The sequence below is a fragment of the Bacillus sp. A260 genome (assembly GCF_009861435.1).
GTDB classification, from domain to species: domain Bacteria; phylum Bacillota; class Bacilli; order Bacillales; family Bacillaceae_G; genus Bacillus_A; species Bacillus_A cereus.
This window is the reverse complement of sequence record NZ_CP046398.1, coordinates 4,736,850-4,755,716: the sequence shown is the minus strand read 5'-3', so window position 1 is coordinate 4,755,716 and position 18,867 is coordinate 4,736,850. Positions and strand designations below refer to the sequence as shown.

The following is an 18,867-nucleotide window of genomic DNA, read 5'->3' as shown; positions in this document are numbered from 1 at the left end:
TATAAACCTATACAATAGGGCATTTTTTACTATGTTAAAAAATGGTGAAGGTTTGTATAAGTGTCCGATATATATATGCTATTTTTGATAAATTAAAATAGTAATATTCTATGAGATTTATATTGTTGACATTGGGATTTCAACGATACATTTTCGTAGGTCGGATTGTTGCGAGTGGATATATATTGCTATGTATACGGCTACGAAATTAAGTAGACGGATAGCAAGTATATAGAAAGGAGAAAGGTAGAAAATATGAAACAAGTATTGAAGTGTTTTAATGTCGTAACAATGATCACACTTCTCCTATCCATCATATTGCCTTCACCCAGTGCTTTTGCAGAGATAAATAAAAAAAGCTGGGATGAGTTACAAGGAAATGATGTGAAAATTAAGGCAGAGCAAGTAAATGCCGAAATATATAAGGGGGAAGTAGCTAAGAGGGAGCACGTATTTCAATATACGATTGAAAATACGGGAGCTACACCAATTCAAGAATTGGTGCTTAAACAAAGTAATGAAAATGAAATTACGTTCCTCTCGCAATCTGTGAAAGTAAACGGAGAGAAGTTACCTGAAAATAAAGTAGCGGATTTCTATGTAGAAGAAAAAGATAAGGGAGGAAAACTTCTTTCTTTTAATCTTAAAATTCGAGATTTAAAATCACACGAAAAAATGACGGTGCTAATAAAGGCTAGCCGCACGCAGCATTTTAATAAAGAATACAAACAAAAGATTAGTGTGCAAAAAGATCAAGTACAAATAGGAAACATGTCTGTAGATGTTGAGGGAATCCCTTCTGAAGAAAAGGTAGCAGCTAATGCCGATGAGGAGGCTGACAGTAGTAAGAAAGAAGTTGGCCCATCAGCTAATAATACAATTAAAAAAGTTGATGAAAAGCTAAAAGTATCTGTAGAAGATAAAAATAACCCTACATCAAAAACAGAACTACCAGAACAACCAATAACCGAAGCTGAGAAACAGCCAGAAAAAGAGGCAGTAAAGCAGAGTGTTGCAGAAGTACAAGCTGCGTCAGAAAATGCTTCGAAGGTTCAAATGCAAACAGGAGATAAACAAGGATTTGGAGACCCGTTGTATTCTATAATTGCTCCTGGTAATTTAGTACAGACTGGTAATGTGACGCTTGGTTTGACAGATAATCATTATACTAGGCAAAGTGTTGGTGGCAAAACCAATAAAAAAGCTGTAGATGTTGATAATGATGATACTACATTTAATTCATCAACAGGTGCATTTCCTAACATTCCTGCTGGAAGTAAAGTGAAAAAGGCATATTTATTTTGGACAGCAGCTATGGGGACTCCAAGTGATGCAAGGACAGATTATAGAGTTAGCGATGAAGATGTAAGAGAACCCGTTAAAATGAAGATGGGAAATAAGCAATATGCTGAAATAAGTGCTGATAGTATACGAAAAGCGGATTATTTACCGTATATTGCAAATCACTATAGCAGTGGCGCAGGATATGTTGCATATGCTGACGTAACAAATGTGATTGCAAAACAAGGTATTTCTCAAACGGTGACAGTTGCGAATGTACCACAAATTAAATTTAAAAAAGGCAGTGGCTACTACTGGGGCAACTGGAATCTTATATTAGTTTATGAAAACTATAAAGAAACAGTAAAAGACATGAAGATTTGGGAAGGGCTAGTCTCTCAAAAAAGTACAGCCTGGACAGATATTAGTGTTAATAAAATAAACACACCAAAAGAAGGCGCTTTTAAGGCGAAATTTAGTTATTTTTCATCGCAAGGTGATCCAGCTGATAATGATGGATATGCCTATGATTATGGAGAGTATGATTTTGGGTTAGGGTATCAAAAGTTTAAAAATATTAAAGGTAAAGATAATGATGTTAATGACTCATCTATGACAGAAGTACAAGTAGATGGCACTAACGAATTTGTTACGAAAAAATACCCAGGATATAATCCAGATTGGACAAATTCTTTCAGTACAGATATTCATACGTATCACCTTGAAGGACCTACTCAAGTGAAAAATGATTTAAAAGAAGCAAAAATGCGTTTTAGAGCATATGGTGGTGGCGGTGATATTTACGTATTAAATAACGCCACATTCGTTACAGAGCATAATGCTCCAAACTTACAAGTTGATAAAAAGGCATTAGATAGTACCGGTAAAGAAGTTAAGGAAATTAAAGCTGGTGAAGAGTTTACGTATCAAATTGAAGTGAAAAATGATACGAAAAATAACCAAGCACCGGTATCGAATGTAAAAGGTTTTGATAAATTAGATGAACGTTTAGAGTATGTTCCGGGATCTATACAATATATTTCTGGAAGTAATAAAGGAAATAAAACAGATGATGCAAGCGATGATGAAGCGGAGTTTGTAAATAATCAAATTGATTTCCGTGTTGGTGAAGGTGCTAATGCTAAAGACGGCGGTGTTTTAAAGCCGGGTGAAAGTACCGTTATTACATTCAAAGTAAAAGTGAAAGATTCTGTACAATCAGATACAACAGTAAAAAATGTCGTTGTTGTAAAGGGACAAGATAGTGCCGAGATAAAGTATGAAACTGAGGACGATGCAAATGTTACGGTTACTACCCCAAAAGAAGTTCCAGGGGAAATAGAGGCGAGAAAAATAGCTTCTAATAAAACACCGAAGTTAGGTGATGAGGTAGAGTATCGTATTACATTTAAAAATAAGACAAAAGATGGACGTCTAGATGTATTGACGATTGAAGATGAATTACCAAGCAATCTTGAATACGTGAAAGATAGTTTGAAAGCAGAAGGTGCAAAACCAGAGCCAGTAGAGCTGAAGTTTGAAAATGGAAAAGTAATTGCAAAGTATCCAGAAATTATGGATATGGAAGAAAGAAGTATCGTCTTTAAAACAAAAGTAAAAGAAACTGCAAAAATTGGTGAAGAAATTGTTAATAAAGCAACCGTTAGTGATAAAACAAATCCACCAAAGAATCTAGAAGAGAAGATTACACCACAGCATAAGGCCGGTAAAATTGCTGCAAAGAAAAAAGCAACAAATAAGAAGCCAAAGCTAGGAGAAGAATTTGAATATCAAATTAGCTTCCAAAATACGGTGGAAAACGGAAAACTAGATGCAGTTACAATAGAAGATGAAATTCCAGCTAACTTAGAATTTGTTCAAGGCAGTGAGAGAGCTGAAGGTGCTGAACCAAATCCAGTAGAGTTAAAAGTAGAAAATGGTAAGGTAATCGCAAAATATCCAGAGATTACGGATACAAAAGAGCGAAGCATTGCCTTTAAAGTGAAAGTAAAAGAAGAGGCAAAAGCCGGAGAAACGATTGTTAATAAAGCGGTTGTGAGTGAGCCGAATGGACAAACTGAGCATCCAGAAGAAAAGATTACGCCGGATTATAAATACGGTAAAGTGGATGTTGAAAAAAGCGTAACGAATCAAACACCAAAACTAGGAGAAGAAGTAGAATACCGAATTAGCTTTAAGAACACGGTAGAAAACGGAAAACTAGAAAAGGTGCTAGTAGAAGATACACTACCTAAAGGTGTTGAATACGTGAAAGATAGTTTGAAAGCTGAAGGTATAAAACCAGAGCCAGTAGAACTAAAAGTGGAAGACGGCAAAGTAATGGCAAAGTATCCAGAAATTACGGATACAGAAAAAAGAAGTATTGTTTTTAAAGTGAAAGTAAAAGATTCGGCAAAAGTAGGGGAGGCAATCGTAAATAAAGCAATTGCAAAAGATCCGAAAAATGAGCCTGTTGAATCAAAGGTTGTTATTACACCGCAAAGTAAAAAAGGTGAAATTGCTGCTACAAAGGTAGTTAATAATAAGAAGCCAAAGTTAGGCGAAGAAATCGAGTACCGCATTAGTTTTCATAATACGGTTGAGAACGGAAAACTTGAAGAGGTGCGAGTGGAAGATACAATTCCAAAAGGTCTTGAATATGTAGAAAATAGCATCAAGGCCGAAGGAGAAGCACCTGGACCAGTAGAATTAGCTGTTGAAAATGGGATAGTCAAAGCTAAGTATATCGATATTATGGATATGAAAGAAAGAAGTATCGTCTTTAAAGTAAAGGTGAAGGAAGAAGCAAAAGTAGATAAAGAGATTGTCAATAAAGCAATTGTTGATGATACGAAAAATCCACCGATTGAGCCGGAGGAAAGAATTACTCCGCAACATAAGGATGGAATAATTGATTCGAAGAAGACAGTAGATAATCCATCACCAAAACTAGGAGAAGAAGTAGAATACCGAATTAGCTTTAAGAACACGGTAGAAAACGGAAAACTAGAAAAGATAATAATAGAGGATACAATTCCTAACGGTTTAGAGTATGTAAAAGGCAGTGAAAAGGCTGAAGGTGATAAACCAGCTCCATTAAAGTTAAGTGTGAAAGATGGAAAAGTCATTGCTGAATACGAAAATATTACGGATATGAAAGAAAGAAGTATTGTCTTTAAGGTAAAGGTGAAGGAAGAAGCGGAAGTAGGTAAGGAAATCATCAATAAGGCAATTGTGGATGATATGAAACATCCGAAAGAACCAGAAGCAAAAATCACACCATTACACAAAGATGGAAAAATTAAAGCGAAGAAAAGCGTAAATAATGAAACACCGAAGTTAGGAGAAGAAGTAGAATACCGAATTAGTATGAAAAACACGGTTAAGTACGGAAAGCTAACAGACGTGATAATAGAGGATGCTTTACCAGAAGGTTTAGAGTATGTAGAAAATAGTTTGAAAGCAGAAGGTGTCGGAACAGATTCAGTAGAGCTGAAATTTGAAAACGGTAAGGTAATGGCAAAATATCCAGAAATTATGGATACAGAAGAAAGAAGTATCGTTTTTAAAGTGAAAGTAAAAGAAGGAGTAACAGTCGGTAAAAAAATCATTAATAAAGCAACTATTGATGATTCGCAAAATAAGCCAGTTAATCCGACTGCGGAAATTATTCCTCAGTATAAAGATGGAAAACTTGAAGCAAAAAAGATGGTAAATAATGAAACGCCGAAGTTAGGAGAAGAAGTGGAATACCGAATCAGCTTTAAAAATACGGTAGAACATGGAAAGCTAACAGAGGTAATAATAGAAGATGATTTACCAAATGGATTAGAGTATGTGAAAGATAGTGTAAAAGCAGAAGGTTCTAAGCCAGATCCAGTGGAATTGAAATTTGAAAACGGTAAGGTAATGGCAAAGTATCCTGAGATTACAGATACAAAAGAGAGAAGTATTACCTTTAAAGTGAAAGTAAAAGGTAAAGTGAGCGATTCAATTGTTAATGAAGCGATTGTGAGCGATACGAAACATCCGCCAGAAACACCGACAGCAGAAATTATTCCGCAACATAAAGACGGAAAAGTGAAAGCGAAGAAGACGGTAAATAATGAAACGCCGAAGTTAGGAGAAGAAGTAGAATACCGAATTAGTTTTAAAAACACGGTAGAAGACGGAAAACTAGCAGAGGTGAAAATAGAAGATACTTTACCAGAAGGTTTAGAGTACGTAGAAAACAGTGTGAAAGCAGAAGGTTCTAAGCCGGATCCAGTAGAATTGAAATTTGAAAATGGTAAGGTAATGGCGAAGTATCCAGAGATTACGGATACAGAAGAAAGAAGTATCACTTTTAAAGTGAAAGTAAAAGATGAAGTGAAAGTCGGTAAAAAAATCGTCAATAAAGCAATTATTGATGATACGAAAAATGAGCCAGAAACACCGACGGCAGAAATTACTCCACAGCATAAAGACGGAAAAGTGGAAGCGAAGAAAACGGTAAATAATGAAACACCGAAGTTAGGAGAAGAAGTGGAATACCGAATTAGCTTTAAAAATACGGTAGAAAACGGAAAGCTAGCAGAGGTAACAATAAAAGATGATTTACCAAATGGATTAGAGTATGTGAAAGATAGTTTACGAGCAGAAGGTTCTAAGCCAGATCCGGTAGAACTGAAAGTGAAAGATGGAAAAGTAATCGCAAAATATCCAGAAATTATGGATACAGAAGAAAGAAGTATCGTCTTTAAAGCGAAAGTAAAAGAAGAATTTAAGGTTGGTGAAGGCATTGTCAATAAAGTAGTTGTTGATGATACAAAAGATCCAACAACTTCAGAAGTAACAATTACGCCAGAATATAAAGACGGTAAGCTTAAAGCAGAGAAATTTGTAAACACTAAAAAACCGAAATTAGGAGAAGAAGTAGAATACCGAATTAGTTTTAAAAACACGGTAGAAAACGGAAAACTAGTAGAGGTTACAGTAGAAGATGAAATTCCAGCTGGATTAGAGTACGTAGAGAACAGTTTACAAGCAGAAGGTTCTAAACCAAGTCCGGTAGAATTGAAATTTGAAAACGGCAAGGTAATGGCAAAGTATCTAGAAATTGCGGATACAAAAGAAAGAAGTATTATTTTTAAAGTGAAAGTAAAAGAAGAGGCAGAAATAGGCAAGGAGATTGTTAATAAAGCAATCGTAGTAGATACAAAAAATGAGCCAGAAGAGCCTCGTGTGGAAATTACTCCGCAATATAAAGATGGTAAAATTGCTGCGCAGAAAGTAGCAAATAATCATAAACCGAAACTAGGAGAAGAAGTGGAATACCGAATTAGTTTTAAAAACACGGTAGAAAACGGAAAACTAGTAGAGGTAAATATAAAGGATACATTACCAAATGGTTTAGAGTATGTAGAAGGCAGCATCACAGCAGAAGGTTCTAAACCGAAACCAGTAGAGCTACAGGTGAAAAATAATAAGGTAATGGCAAAGTATCCAGAAATTACAGATACAGAGGAAAGAAGTATTGTCTTTAAAGCGAAGGTAAAAGAAAGCGTAAAAGTGGGAGAAGAAATCGTAAATGAGGCAATTATAGATGATACAAAGAATCTGCCAGAAGAGCCTTATGTACCGATTACACCACAATATAAAGATGGGAAAATTGAGGCAAGAAAAGAAGTAAGTAATCATGAACCGAAGTTAGGTGAGGAAATCGAATATCGAATTATTTTTAATAATACGGTGAAAGATGGAAAACTAGCAGAGGTAAAAATAGAAGATGAAATTCCAGCTGGATTAGAGTTTGTAGAAGGAAGCGAAAAGGCTGAAGGTGAAGAGCCAAAACCAGTGGAGTTGAAAGTAGAAAATGGTAAGGTAATGGCAAAGTATTCAGAGATTATGGATACGAAAGAAAGAAGTATCGTCTTTAAGGTGAAGGTGAAAGATTCAGTTGCAATAGGTAAAGACATCACAAATAAAGCGATTATCCATGTTGATGATCCGAACCATCCAGTAATTGATCCGACAGCAAAAATTACACCGCAATATAAAGACGGTAAAATTGCTACTCATAAAAAGGTGAATAATCATAAACCGAAGCTAGGGGAAGAAATCGAATACCGAATTTCATTTAATAATACGGTGAAAGATGGAAAACTGGCAGAGGTGAAAATTGAGGATGAAATTCCGTCTGGTTTAGAGTATGTGAAAGATAGTCTAAAAGCAGAAGGTGATAAGCCAGCACCAGTAGAGTTGAAAGAAGAAGCTGGTAAGGTTAGTGCGAAGTATGAAAATATCACTGACATGAAAGAAAGAAGCATTATCTTTAAAGTGAAGGTGAAAGATTCTGTTGAAGTGGACAAAGCAATTGTAAATAAAGCAATTGTTGATGATACAAAAAATCCACCAGAGCGACCAGAAGTAGAAATTACCCCGCAGCATAAAGACGGTAAAGTTAAAGCTGATAAAAAGGTAAATAAAAAAGATCCAAAGCTAGGAGAAGAAGTAGAGTACCGAATTAGTTTTAAAAATACGGTAGAAAACGGAAAACTAGCAGAAGTGAAAATTGAGGATCAATTACCAACTGGTTTAGAGTATGTGAAGGATAGTTTAAAATCAGAAGGTAATGAGCCAGCGCCAGTAGAGTTAAAAGAAGAAGCTGGGAAAATTACAGCGAAGTATGAAAATATTACTGATACAGCTGAGCGTAGTATTATCTTTAAAGTGAAAGTAACGGAAGTAGCAAAAGTCGGTAAGAAAATCGTGAATACGGCAATTGTGGATGATGACAATCCGAAGAATCCGCCGCAAAAACCAGAAGCAATTATTACGCCGGAGTATAAGGACGGAAAACTAAAAGCTGAGAAAACAGTAAATAATCCAGCTCCAAAATTAGGAGAAGAAGTAGAGTATCGAATTACTTTCCGTAACGTAGTAGAGCATGGAAAAGTAGCGAAGGTGAAGATTAAGGATGAATTACCAACTGGCTTAGAGTTTGTAGAAGGTAGTGAAAGAGCCGAGGGAGAGAATCCGAAACCGTTGTATGTGAAAGTGAAAAACGGAATCGTCCTTGCGGAATATCCAGAAATTACGGATATGAAAGAAAGAAGTATCGTCTTTAAAGTGAAAGTGAAAGAAAAAGCTAAAGTAGGCGAAGAGATTGTGAACAAGGCGATTGTGGAAGATACAATAAATCCACCAGAGCAACCGAATATCTCTATTCAGCCTCAATATAAAGATGGTGCATTACAAGCAGAAAAAACAGTAAGTAATCATGAACCAAAGTTAGGAGAAGAAGTAGAATATCGAATTAGCTTTGAAAATACGGTAGAGAACGGAAAACTAACTGAGGTAAAGGTAGAAGATGAAATTCCAGCCGGTTTAGAATACGTACAAGATAGTATAAAGTCTGATGGGCCCGAACCACATCCGGTGGAACTGAAAGTAGAGAATGGAAAAGTAACAGCAAAGTATCCAGAAATTACGGATACGAAAAAAAGAAGTATCATCTTTAAAGTGAGAGTACAAGAGACGGTACAAGTAGGAAAAGAGATTGTAAACAAGGCGATTGTTGATGATAATAATCCGACGACGCCGCCAGTTGAGTCACTTATACCAATCACACCGCAATATAAAGATGGGAAACTAGAGGCAAGGAAAGAAGTAAGTAATCATGAACCAAAGCTAGGGGAAGAAATTGAATATCGAATTACTTTTAACGGCACAGTAGATGGCGGGAAGTTAGTTGATGTAAAGATTGAAGATGAAATTCCGTCTGGTTTAGAGTATGTGAAAGATAGTCTGGAGGCCGTAGGTGATAAGCCTGTGCCTACAGAACTTAAAGTAGAGAATGGAAAAGTAACAGTGAAGTATCCAGAAATTACGGATACGAAAGAAAGAAGTGTCATCTTTAAAGTAAAGGTAAAAGAAACAGCAAAAGTTGGAGGAGAAATAACAAATAAAGCGATTATTGAAGTGGATGATCCGAAACATCCAGTTATAGAACCGACAGCGAAAATAAAGCCAGAATATAAAGATGGTAAGTTAACAGCAGCGAAGACAGTAAGTAATAAAGAGCCAAAGCTAGGAGAAGAAGTAGAATACCGAATTAGCTTCAAAAATACGGTGGAAAACGGAAAACTAGATGTAGTTACAATAGAAGATGAAATTCCAGCCGGTTTAGAATATGTGCAAGGTAGTATTAGATTTGAAGGGGCTGAGCCAAATCCAATAGAGTTAAAAATGGAGTTTGGAAAAGTAATCGCCAAGTATCTAGAAATTAGAGATACGAAAGAACGTAGTATTATTTTTAAAGCGAAGGTAAAAGAAGCGCCGAGTAAAGGGATAACAAATAAAGCAGTAGTGGACGATAAAATAAATCCGCCACTTGAGCCTACAGTTACAATTTTACCGAAAACAAAAGAAGATTTTAAGATACCAGAAGATCCGAAAGAGCCGAAGGAGCCAGAAGTGAAACCGGAAGATCCGAAAGAACCGAAGGAGCCAGAAGTGAAACCAGAAGATCCGAAAGAACCGAAGGAGCCAGAAGTGAAACCGGAAGATCCGAAAGAACCGAAGGAGCCAGAAGTGAAACCGGAGGATCCGAAAGAACCGAAGGAACCAGAAGTGAAACCGGAAGATCCGAAAGAACCGAAGGAGCCAGAAGTGAAACCGGAAGATCCGAAAGAACCGAAGGAGCCAGAAGTGAAACCGGAAGTAAGATTGGAAAAATTAATTAAAGAGCCGCAAGTAAAAACAGAAAGAGAATTACCGAAAACAGGGGCAGCGTCTCCATGGATGATGTCAGTTGGTGCTGGAATTTCATTCTTAGTTGGCGGAGTATTATTCGTATTAGGTAGAAGAAGAAAACAATAATTTTTTTAGACGAAAAGCACACTGAGTTCGATAGTTTATCGAATTCAGTGTGCTTTCGTGGTATATAAAATAAAAGCTCCTTCCACGTATGGAAGGAGCTTTTATTTCTACATATTAAAACATGCTTGAGCTATGCATTGGTTGAAGTTTTGCATTTGGATCGAAGTAAGCTTTTGCATTGTTTACTGCTGTTGGTGCTTCACCGAAGCCGCAAGCAATGAGTTTTACTTTTCCTTCATATGTACAAATGTCACCAGCAGCGTAAATGCCAGGAATATTTGTTTCCATTTTTGAATTTACAAGGATGCTGTTTTTTTGTATATCTAAGCCCCAGTTTTTAATTGGGCCAAGAGAAGAAACGAAGCCATAGTTTACAATTACGTCATCAACATCGATGATAACTTTTTCTTCCGTTTTTACGTGCTGAAGAACGACTTGTTCAATTTTGTCATCACCAATGAGTTCAACTGGAACATACGGTGTACTTACTTCTGCACGAGAATTCATTAAGTTTTCGACGCTATGTTCATGCGCACGGAATTTATCGCGGCGATGAACGATTGTAACTTTTTCAGCGATCGGTTCTAACATCATTGTCCAATCAACAGCTGAATCGCCGCCGCCAAATACTACGACGCGCTTACCGGCAAATTTATTCATATCATCAACGAAATAATGTAAGTTTTTCTTTTCATACTTTGCTGTACCTTCTAATTCTAAGCGGCGTGGTTGGAAAGCACCATTGCCAGCAGTAATAATAACTGATTTAGAATAGTGAGTTTGCTTATTCGTAACAAGTTTAAATATACCGTCAGCTTGTTTCTCAAGCGTATCGACAGCTTCTTCTAAACAAACGGTTGGGTCAAATTTCTTCATTTGCTCTTTTAAGTTATCAACTAATTCTTGTGCGCGCACTTTTGGGAATCCAGCTACATCATAAATGTATTTTTCAGGGTAGAGTGCGGATAATTGTCCTCCAAGTTGAGGTAAGCTTTCAATGATTTTTACACTTGCTTGTCTCATACCGCCATAAAATGCTGTGAACAGCCCTGTTGGACCACCACCAATAATTGTTATGTCGTAAACTTTTTGATTTTCTGCCACTTTCATTCCCCCTATAGATGGAATTTTGATATTGATTTCATATATTGTTCATATGTACACGAAAATCCTGCAAATGATGACACTTTCAAATAAATGATAGCATATTTGAGTTCATAATACTTCTGAAAACGACTGAATTGTGTGTAAGTTTTCGCATAGGTTCTTTTTTATTGTATAAAATATACAGAAAGGAAAATACATGAAAAAAAGTCTAAAAAACCCTTGAAAACGCTATGTTATTTTAAAATATTGATAATTCTCCAGACGCTTGAATTCTGGAATAAAACCGACTAATATAGGGAAGTATTATGTTAAATTTCTATGACAAAATTCGTACGATTTTTTGACTGCGTTTTGTTATGATATAGAATGTGATAAATTCCACATTCTTGACAAATAGAGTTTTTAGTACTTGGTATTATTTCTCATTACTATTATATAAAGAAAAGGGTTGTGATTTGGTGAAGACTCCAAAAATCGTAGTTTTAGGTGCAGGTTATGGCGGGATGATTACGACTGTTCGTCTGCAAAAAGCATTATCTGTAAATGAAGCTGAAATTACGCTAGTAAACAACAACAGCTATCACTACCAAGCGACTTGGTTACACGAGAGCGCAGCTGGTACATTACAAGATGAAAAAATCTGTCTAGATATTCAAGACGTTATTGATACAAATAAAGTAAACTTTGTACAAGACACAGTAGTAGAAATTAAAGCTGCTGAAAAACGTATTATCTTAAAAGACGGCGAGTTAGAGTATGACTACTTAGTAATTGGTCTTGGTTTCGAATCAGAAACATTCGGAATTACAGGATTAAAAGAGCATGCATTCTCAATCGCTAACATTAATGCAACTCGTGAAATTCGTGAGCATATGGAAGCTAGTTTCTCTAAATATGCAACTGAACAACGCGATGAGTTAGTAACAATCGTTGTTGGTGGTGCTGGATTTACTGGTATCGAGTACGTAGGTGAGCTTGCAAACCGTGTTCCTGAACTTTGCAAAGAGTACAATGTACCACGTGAAAAAGCACGTATCATCTGTGTAGAAGCTGCTCCAACAGCACTTCCAGGTTTCGATCCAGCGTTAGTAGAATACGCTGTAAAACAACTTGAGAAAAAAGGTGTAGAATTCCGCATCGGTACAGCAATTAAAGAAGCAACTGAAGAAGGTATTATCGTTGCGAATGGCGATGACACTGAATTAATTAAGTCTGAAACAGTAGTTTGGGCTGCAGGTGTTCGTGGTAACGGTATTGTGGAAGAGTCTGGATTTGAAGCAATGCGCGGACGTGTAAAAGTTGATGAGTACATGCATGCTCCAGGATACGAAGATGTATTCATGGTTGGTGACGCAGCGTTAATCATTAATGAAGAAATTAACCGTCCATACCCACCAACAGCACAAATCGCAATTCAACAAGGTTACAATATTGCACACAACTTAACTGTATTAGTTCGTGGTAAAGGTGAAATGAAAAAATTCGCATTTGATAATAAAGGATCTGTATGTTCTTTAGGTCATGACGATGCAATGGGCGTTGTTATGGGTAAAAAGTTAACAGGTTGGAAAGCTTCCTTCATGAAGAAAGTAATCGATAACCGTTACCTATTCTTATTAGGTGGACCTTTATTAGTTCTTAAAAAAGGTAAATTAAAGTTCTTTTAATATATAGTAGAAAAAGCAGAAACGGCTAAGAGCTGTTTCTGCTTTTTTCATATTAAAAATATAGTATAATATAAAAAGAAAGAATATTCTGTCCGTTCCGAAAGAGGAGGTTATTACATCGTGGAGAAACGAGGGAAGGTATGGCTAGCTGTTAGTGGTTTAGTAGCTACAAAAGATGGTAGGTGGCTATTTGTTAAGAAGAAATACAGTGGATTAAAAGGGAAATGGTCTTTACCGGCTGGTTTTGTAAATGAAGGTGAGACGGTTGATGAAGCTGTGAAACGCGAAGTGTTAGAAGAGACAGGCATTGTCGCTCATGTGAAGGGGATCATTGGTGTTCGATCGGGTGTTATTCGTAATGAGATTAGTGATAATATGATTATTTTTCTTTTGGAGCCTGAAGGAGAAAATATTATTATACAGGAGAAAGAATTGTCTGAAGTGGCGTTCTTACATCCGGATAAGATTGTAGACGATCCGAATACGTCTGTGCTTATTAAATATTTGTTAGAAGGAAGATCAGAACTACATCTTGAAGTGGACAAAACATTAAATCCAGGCGAACCATTTGGTTATACAGCTTATCACGTATTTACGGCACGTGCGAAGGAGAGGGGAAAAGAGTGAGTATACCGGTACTACTTATTTCAATGATGTTATTCTTTATTTTGTTCTTTGGAATTGGATTTTTACTCAACATGATTTTGCGAGCTACTTGGGTAATGGTTATTGTGTATCCGATTGTTTGTATGCTTATTATTAATAAAGCGAGTATGTGGGATTATTTTTCAAAACCGAAAGAAACATTTTCTTCATTTGGGACAAGTGTATCGCACTTAGGACAAGCAGACGTATTTATTCTATCTACTGGATTAGTAGGGGCTGCTTTAGCAGGAGTCGTAATCAAGAAACTTCGGAAAAGCGGATATCAAATGTTTTAATCTCCAATTAAGTTGGAGATTATTTTTTTGCATATTCCTTCATGGTATAGGGAATGATTAACGATGAAGGAGTGTGGAATATAAAAATGTTAAAACGATATTGTATTCGCATTATGATGACTTGTTTACTTGCAATTGCATTATGCGTAACATGGAATGCTTTCACAGGAGTTTCTTTATTAGAGATTGTAAAGAAGTATGAGGGAACGAGTGCAAAAGAAGTACATGCAGCAGAAGTTAAGAGAAATGTTGCTCCGAGTAAAGAAGTGATAAATGCTTTAGAGCAGGCAAACGACTGGTCTAAATATCGTTCAATTGAAATGACTGCAACAGGTTATACGTCGGGAATTGAGTCAACTGGTAAGAGGCCGGGACATCCGGAGTATGGTATTACATATTCAGGTGTTAAGGCGAAAAGGGATTTATATTCCACAATCGCAGCAGACTTACGCGTATTCCCAATTGGAACAATTTTATTCGTACCAGGTTATGGGTATGGTGTAGTAGCAGATAAGGGCGGTGCAATAAAAGGAAACCGTCTTGATCTATATTATGATACGGTGAAAGATGTTTATAGCCAATGGGGTAAGAAAAAAGTAAATGTGTATGTAGTGAAAGTTGGAAACGGTAAGTTTTCAGAAGAAGAATTAACGATGTTAAATCAAGACGAAACGATGCAAGTGTTTCGTGGTCAATATTTAAAACAAAGATAGTCTAGTCGTAATTACGCTAGACTTTTTTTCTTGGCTTATTTCATAATAGAGGGGATTTTACACGTCATATAACTGTAGTTAGAATTGTCGCATTTTATCGAAAATAAAGTTATAATGGTGGTAGAGAAATTTAGGGGGTCTGAACATGTTTCAAGTACAAAAAGAATTAGCAGGTCATGAAGCAGTAATTGTTGCTTTATTTGAAGAAGAGAAAATGAGTAGTTTTGTACAAGAACTGGACAAAGCGTTTGAAGGACAATTACAAGTTTTACTAGAAGAGAAAGAATTATCTACGAAGAAAAAGGCCATTTCGAAAGTGCATAGCTTAGGAAAAACAAATGTGAAACGTTATTACTTTGTTGGTTTAGGCAAGAAAGAGTCTTACACGACAGAAACGTTACGTGCGGCTCTTGGTAAGGCATTTAAAACACTGCAAGCAGCAAAAGTACAAGATGCAGCAATCTTACTTGATTCTTTCGTAACAGAGAAATTAGACGCGATTGATGTTGCTCATATTGCAGCAGAGGTACAAGGCCTTGGTACATATGAATTACAAACGTATAAATCAGATAAAAAGGATCGTGTAGAGTTAGAGAAGTTCACGGCTATTACAGCGGAAGATGCACAAGAAATTGAAGCCGCATTAACAGTTGGCTACGTACATGGACGTGCAACAAATTCAGCTCGTACACTTGTAAATATGCCGCCAAACGTATTAACAGCGACAAAGCTTGCTGAGTATGCTGTTGAATTAGCGGAGAAGTATGATATGGACTATAAAGTTCTTGAGAAAGAAGAGATGGAAGATCTTGGTATGGGTGCGTTACTTGCAGTAAACCAAGGTAGTGTAGAGCCACCAAAAATGATTGCTCTTATTTATAAAGGAAAAGAAGAGTGGACAGATGTCATTGGATTCGTTGGAAAAGGTATTACATACGATACAGGTGGTTATTCTTTAAAACCACGTGAAGGCATGGTCGGTATGAAAGGTGATATGGGTGGTGCAGCTGCTGTATTAGGTGCGATGGAAATTATCGGTGAACTTCGCCCAGAACAAAATGTGATCGCTGTTATTCCTTCAACTGATAACGTTGTAAGTGGTACGGCATTTAAGCCAGACGATGTAATTACATCTATGAGCGGAAAAACAATTGAAGTATTAAATACGGATGCAGAAGGTCGTCTAGCTTTAGCTGACGGTATTACGTATGCGAAAAAACTTGGTGCAAACTACCTTGTTGATGTTGCAACATTAACAGGCGGTGTAATTGTTGCACTTGGAAACTATACGACAGGCGCAATGACAAATAATGAAGAGTTATTTGAGCAAGTGCTAGAGGCTTCTATGGAAACAGATGAGCCAATTTGGCAACTACCGATTTTTGATCGTGATAAAGAACGCGTTCGAAACAGTAAGTTTGCTGATTTAAATAACTCACCAGGCCGTGAAGGACATGCGGTTATGGCAGGTACATTCTTAGGCGAATTCGCTGAAGATACACCGTGGGTACACTTAGATATCGCTGGAACATCAGAAACAAAAGGCGCGCACGACTTAGGTCCAGCTGGAGCAACTGGTGCAATGGTACGTACACTTGCAACACTTGTGGAGCGTTTTGGAGAAGAATAAGAGTATAAGTGAAGACTGTTCCAATATTTTGGAACAGTCTTCTTTTTATAGGTTTGTTTACCCCGCTATTTGCCGGGTAGTAAGACTCGCACCCAAAAATTCAGCGAAAGCAAAGCAGTTAGGTGGGGTTGTCGTAAAAGCCCGATTGGTGAGGGCTGATTAAAGTTTCACTTTATAAAGAAATCGTATACAAAATCCCGTTTAAAGCAAAAGAAGTACGGCCCGTTTCTTCAGAGACAACTAATATAAGTGCATCACTCTTTTCTGATAAGCCAATTGCAGCTCTGTGACGTGTTCCTAGCTCAGGATCAACTTCTGTACTTTTCGTTAAAGGAAGAATATTAGCAGCTGAGACAATATGATTATTTTTTACGAGAACGGCACCGTCATGAAGAGGGTTACCTGGATAAAATATTGATTCGAGTAATGGCGCAGTTAAATGAGCGTTTAATGTCGTTCCAGTTTGAATGAGGGCTTCAAGCGTCTCGTTTCTTTCCACAACGATAAGAGCACCATGTTTTCTGGCGCTTAAATGTTGGATAGCTGTTGTAATAAAAGATGAACTTTCCGTATAAGGTGATAAATATGCCTGAATATAGTATGTAGCTGCCAATGTTTGTACATTTGCTAACATATGATGAATATCTTCCATTTTGCATAAAATACATTCGTCTTCTTTATCGATTGCGTTCCTCATAATCGATAGTTCTTTTTCAGCAATTTCAATCATTTGCTTTGTTTGTATTTTGAGCTCTTCTGACAAGCCCCATTCGTGCATAATCCTCATTCCCTTTAGTGGAGTATTTAACAATAGTGTATACAAATATTCCTAGTAAAATCCTGCTAGATTTTATAAAATATTGAGATACAGCATGTTTTTTTCATATAATAAAGGTATGACGAGCGAGAGGAGAGAGAAGAATGAATTGGAAACAAGAATTTAGTCGCTGGCTTTCTTACGCACAATTAGATGCAGAATTAAAAGAACAGCTAGAAAATATGAAGCAAGATGAGAAGAAAATCGAGGATAGCTTTTATAAAAATCTAGAGTTTGGCACAGGTGGTATGCGTGGTGAACTTGGTGCTGGTACGAACCGTTTAAACGTATATACAGTTCGTAAAGCAACAAAAGGATTAGCAAGCTTTATTGAAAAATTAGGTGAGGAAGCGAAAAAACGCGGTGTTGTTGTAGCCTATGATTCTCGTCATAAATCACCTGAGTTTGCAATGGAAGTTGCTGCTACACTTGGGGCACGCGGTATCACAACATATGTGTTTGAAAGCTTACGTCCAACGCCAGTACTTTCTTTCGCAGTTCGTCATTTACATACAGTAAGTGGAATCGTTCTTACGGCAAGCCATAATCCGCCTGAATATAACGGATACAAAGTATACGGTGAAGATGGTGGACAGTTACCTCCAAAAGAGGCAGATGAGTTAATTAGCTACGTAAATGCAGTAGAAGATGAATTAACAGTTGAAGTCGCTGATGTAGAGCAATTAAAAGCTGACGGTTTATTACATATTATTGGACAAGAAGTAGATGATGCATATGCTGCAGAATTGAACAATGTCATCATTAATAAAGAAATGGTGCAAAAGGTCGGCAAAGACTTAAAAATCGTCTTTACACCATTACACGGAACATCAAATATTTCTGTACGCCGTGGTTTAAAAGAAGTTGGGTTTACAGATGTGACAGTTGTAAAAGAGCAAGAGTTACCAGATCCAAACTTCTCTACAGTAAAATCACCGAACCCAGAAGAGCACGCAGCGTTTGAGTATGCCATTCGTGACGGTGAAAAGGTAGGTGCAGATGTATTAATCGCAACTGATCCTGACGCAGACCGCCTTGGTGTAGCAGTGCGTAATCATAATGGTGAGTTCCAGGTATTAACAGGAAACCAAACAGGTGCATTAATGCTTGATTACTTACTATCTCAAAAGAAAGAAAACGGAACGCTTCCGGAGAACGGTGTCGTATTAAAAACAATCGTAACGTCTGAGATTGGCCGTACAATTGCGAAAGCATACGGTTTAGATACAGTTGATACGTTAACGGGATTTAAATTTATAGGTGAGAAAATTAGGCAGTATGAAGAAAGCGGACAATATGAATTCCAATTCGGTTATGAGGAAAGCTATGGTTATTTAATCCGCCCATTCTGCCGTGATAAAGATGCAGTACAATCTGTCCTATTTGCATGTGAAGTAGCTGCATACTACAAATCGCAAGGGAAAACGTTATATGACGGTCTATTAGAAGTATTTGAGAAGTACGGTTTCTTCCGTGAAGACCTTGTATCGTTAACGTTAAAAGGAAAAGATGGAGCTGAAAAAATCCAAGAGATGATGGCAACGTTCCGTGAGAATCCGCCGAAAGAAGTAGCAGGCTTAACAGTCGTAGCAGTGGAAGACTATAAAGCAAGCATCGTTACATCTTTACAAGATGGACATAAAGAAGAGATTCACTTACCGAAATCAAATGTGTTAAAATATCAATTAGAGGATGGTTCATGGTTCTGCCTACGTCCATCTGGAACTGAGCCGAAGATTAAGTTTTACTTTGGTGTAAAAGATAGTTCTTTACAAAATAGTGAACAAAAGTTACTTACTATTAAAGAAGACATTATGAATCGTTTATAATACAAAGTAATTTTAAGTAG

General features: G+C 36.9%; 9 protein-coding genes. 7 read left to right on the top strand and 2 right to left on the bottom strand.

The annotated features are described in order from the left end of the window. Positions 1–255: 255 nt before the first annotated feature. Positions 256–10,143, top strand: coding sequence for an isopeptide-forming domain-containing fimbrial protein (locus GD442_RS24200; protein WP_159365217.1), 9,888 nt, complete (start codon positions 256–258; stop codon positions 10,141–10,143). Between the two features lie 114 nt (positions 10,144–10,257). Here the strand turns inward: GD442_RS24200 and GD442_RS24195 are convergent, their stop codons facing one another. Beyond that, on the bottom strand, positions 10,258–11,247 hold the full coding sequence (locus tag GD442_RS24195) for an NAD(P)/FAD-dependent oxidoreductase (RefSeq protein ID WP_000829785.1): 990 nt from the start codon (positions 11,245–11,247) through the stop codon (positions 10,258–10,260). A 461-nt stretch (positions 11,248–11,708) separates the two neighbouring features. On the opposite strand from GD442_RS24195, the gene GD442_RS24190 reads away from it, so the two are divergent. The 5 genes from GD442_RS24190 to pepA all read left to right on the top strand — a co-directional run bounded on the left by GD442_RS24190 (position 11,709) and on the right by pepA (position 16,201). Next, positions 11,709–12,917, top strand: a complete 1,209-nt coding sequence (locus GD442_RS24190; protein WP_000856612.1) for an NAD(P)/FAD-dependent oxidoreductase — start codon at positions 11,709–11,711, stop codon at positions 12,915–12,917. Positions 12,918–13,037: 120 nt separating this feature from the next. Then, positions 13,038–13,544, top strand: a complete 507-nt coding sequence (locus tag GD442_RS24185) for an NUDIX hydrolase (RefSeq protein ID WP_000415315.1) — start codon at positions 13,038–13,040, stop codon at positions 13,542–13,544. Beyond that, on the top strand, positions 13,541–13,858 hold the full coding sequence (locus GD442_RS24180) for a YuiB family protein (RefSeq protein ID WP_000027016.1): 318 nt from the start codon (positions 13,541–13,543) through the stop codon (positions 13,856–13,858). Before GD442_RS24185 ends, GD442_RS24180 begins: the two co-directional genes overlap by 4 nt. 86 nt (positions 13,859–13,944) lie before the next feature. Next, the gene (locus GD442_RS24175; protein ID WP_033687547.1) at positions 13,945–14,571 is read left to right on the top strand and encodes a 3D domain-containing protein; all 627 of its coding nucleotides are present in this window, start codon (positions 13,945–13,947) and stop codon (positions 14,569–14,571) included. 145 nt (positions 14,572–14,716) lie between these two features. After that, positions 14,717–16,201: a cytosol aminopeptidase gene (gene pepA, locus GD442_RS24170; protein WP_000487944.1), complete on the top strand. Its 1,485-nt coding sequence runs from the start codon at positions 14,717–14,719 to the stop codon at positions 16,199–16,201. Positions 16,202–16,373: 172 nt separating this feature from the next. Here pepA and cdaS read toward each other — a convergent pair whose 3' ends face one another. Next, the gene (gene cdaS / locus GD442_RS24165; RefSeq protein WP_000545252.1) at positions 16,374–16,979 is read right to left on the bottom strand and encodes a sporulation-specific diadenylate cyclase CdaS; all 606 of its coding nucleotides are present in this window, start codon (positions 16,977–16,979) and stop codon (positions 16,374–16,376) included. Between the two features lie 143 nt (positions 16,980–17,122). Between cdaS and GD442_RS24160 the strand changes: the two genes are divergently transcribed. Further along, on the top strand, positions 17,123–18,847 hold the full coding sequence (locus tag GD442_RS24160; protein WP_001104221.1) for a phospho-sugar mutase: 1,725 nt from the start codon (positions 17,123–17,125) through the stop codon (positions 18,845–18,847). Positions 18,848–18,867: the final 20 nt, after the last annotated feature.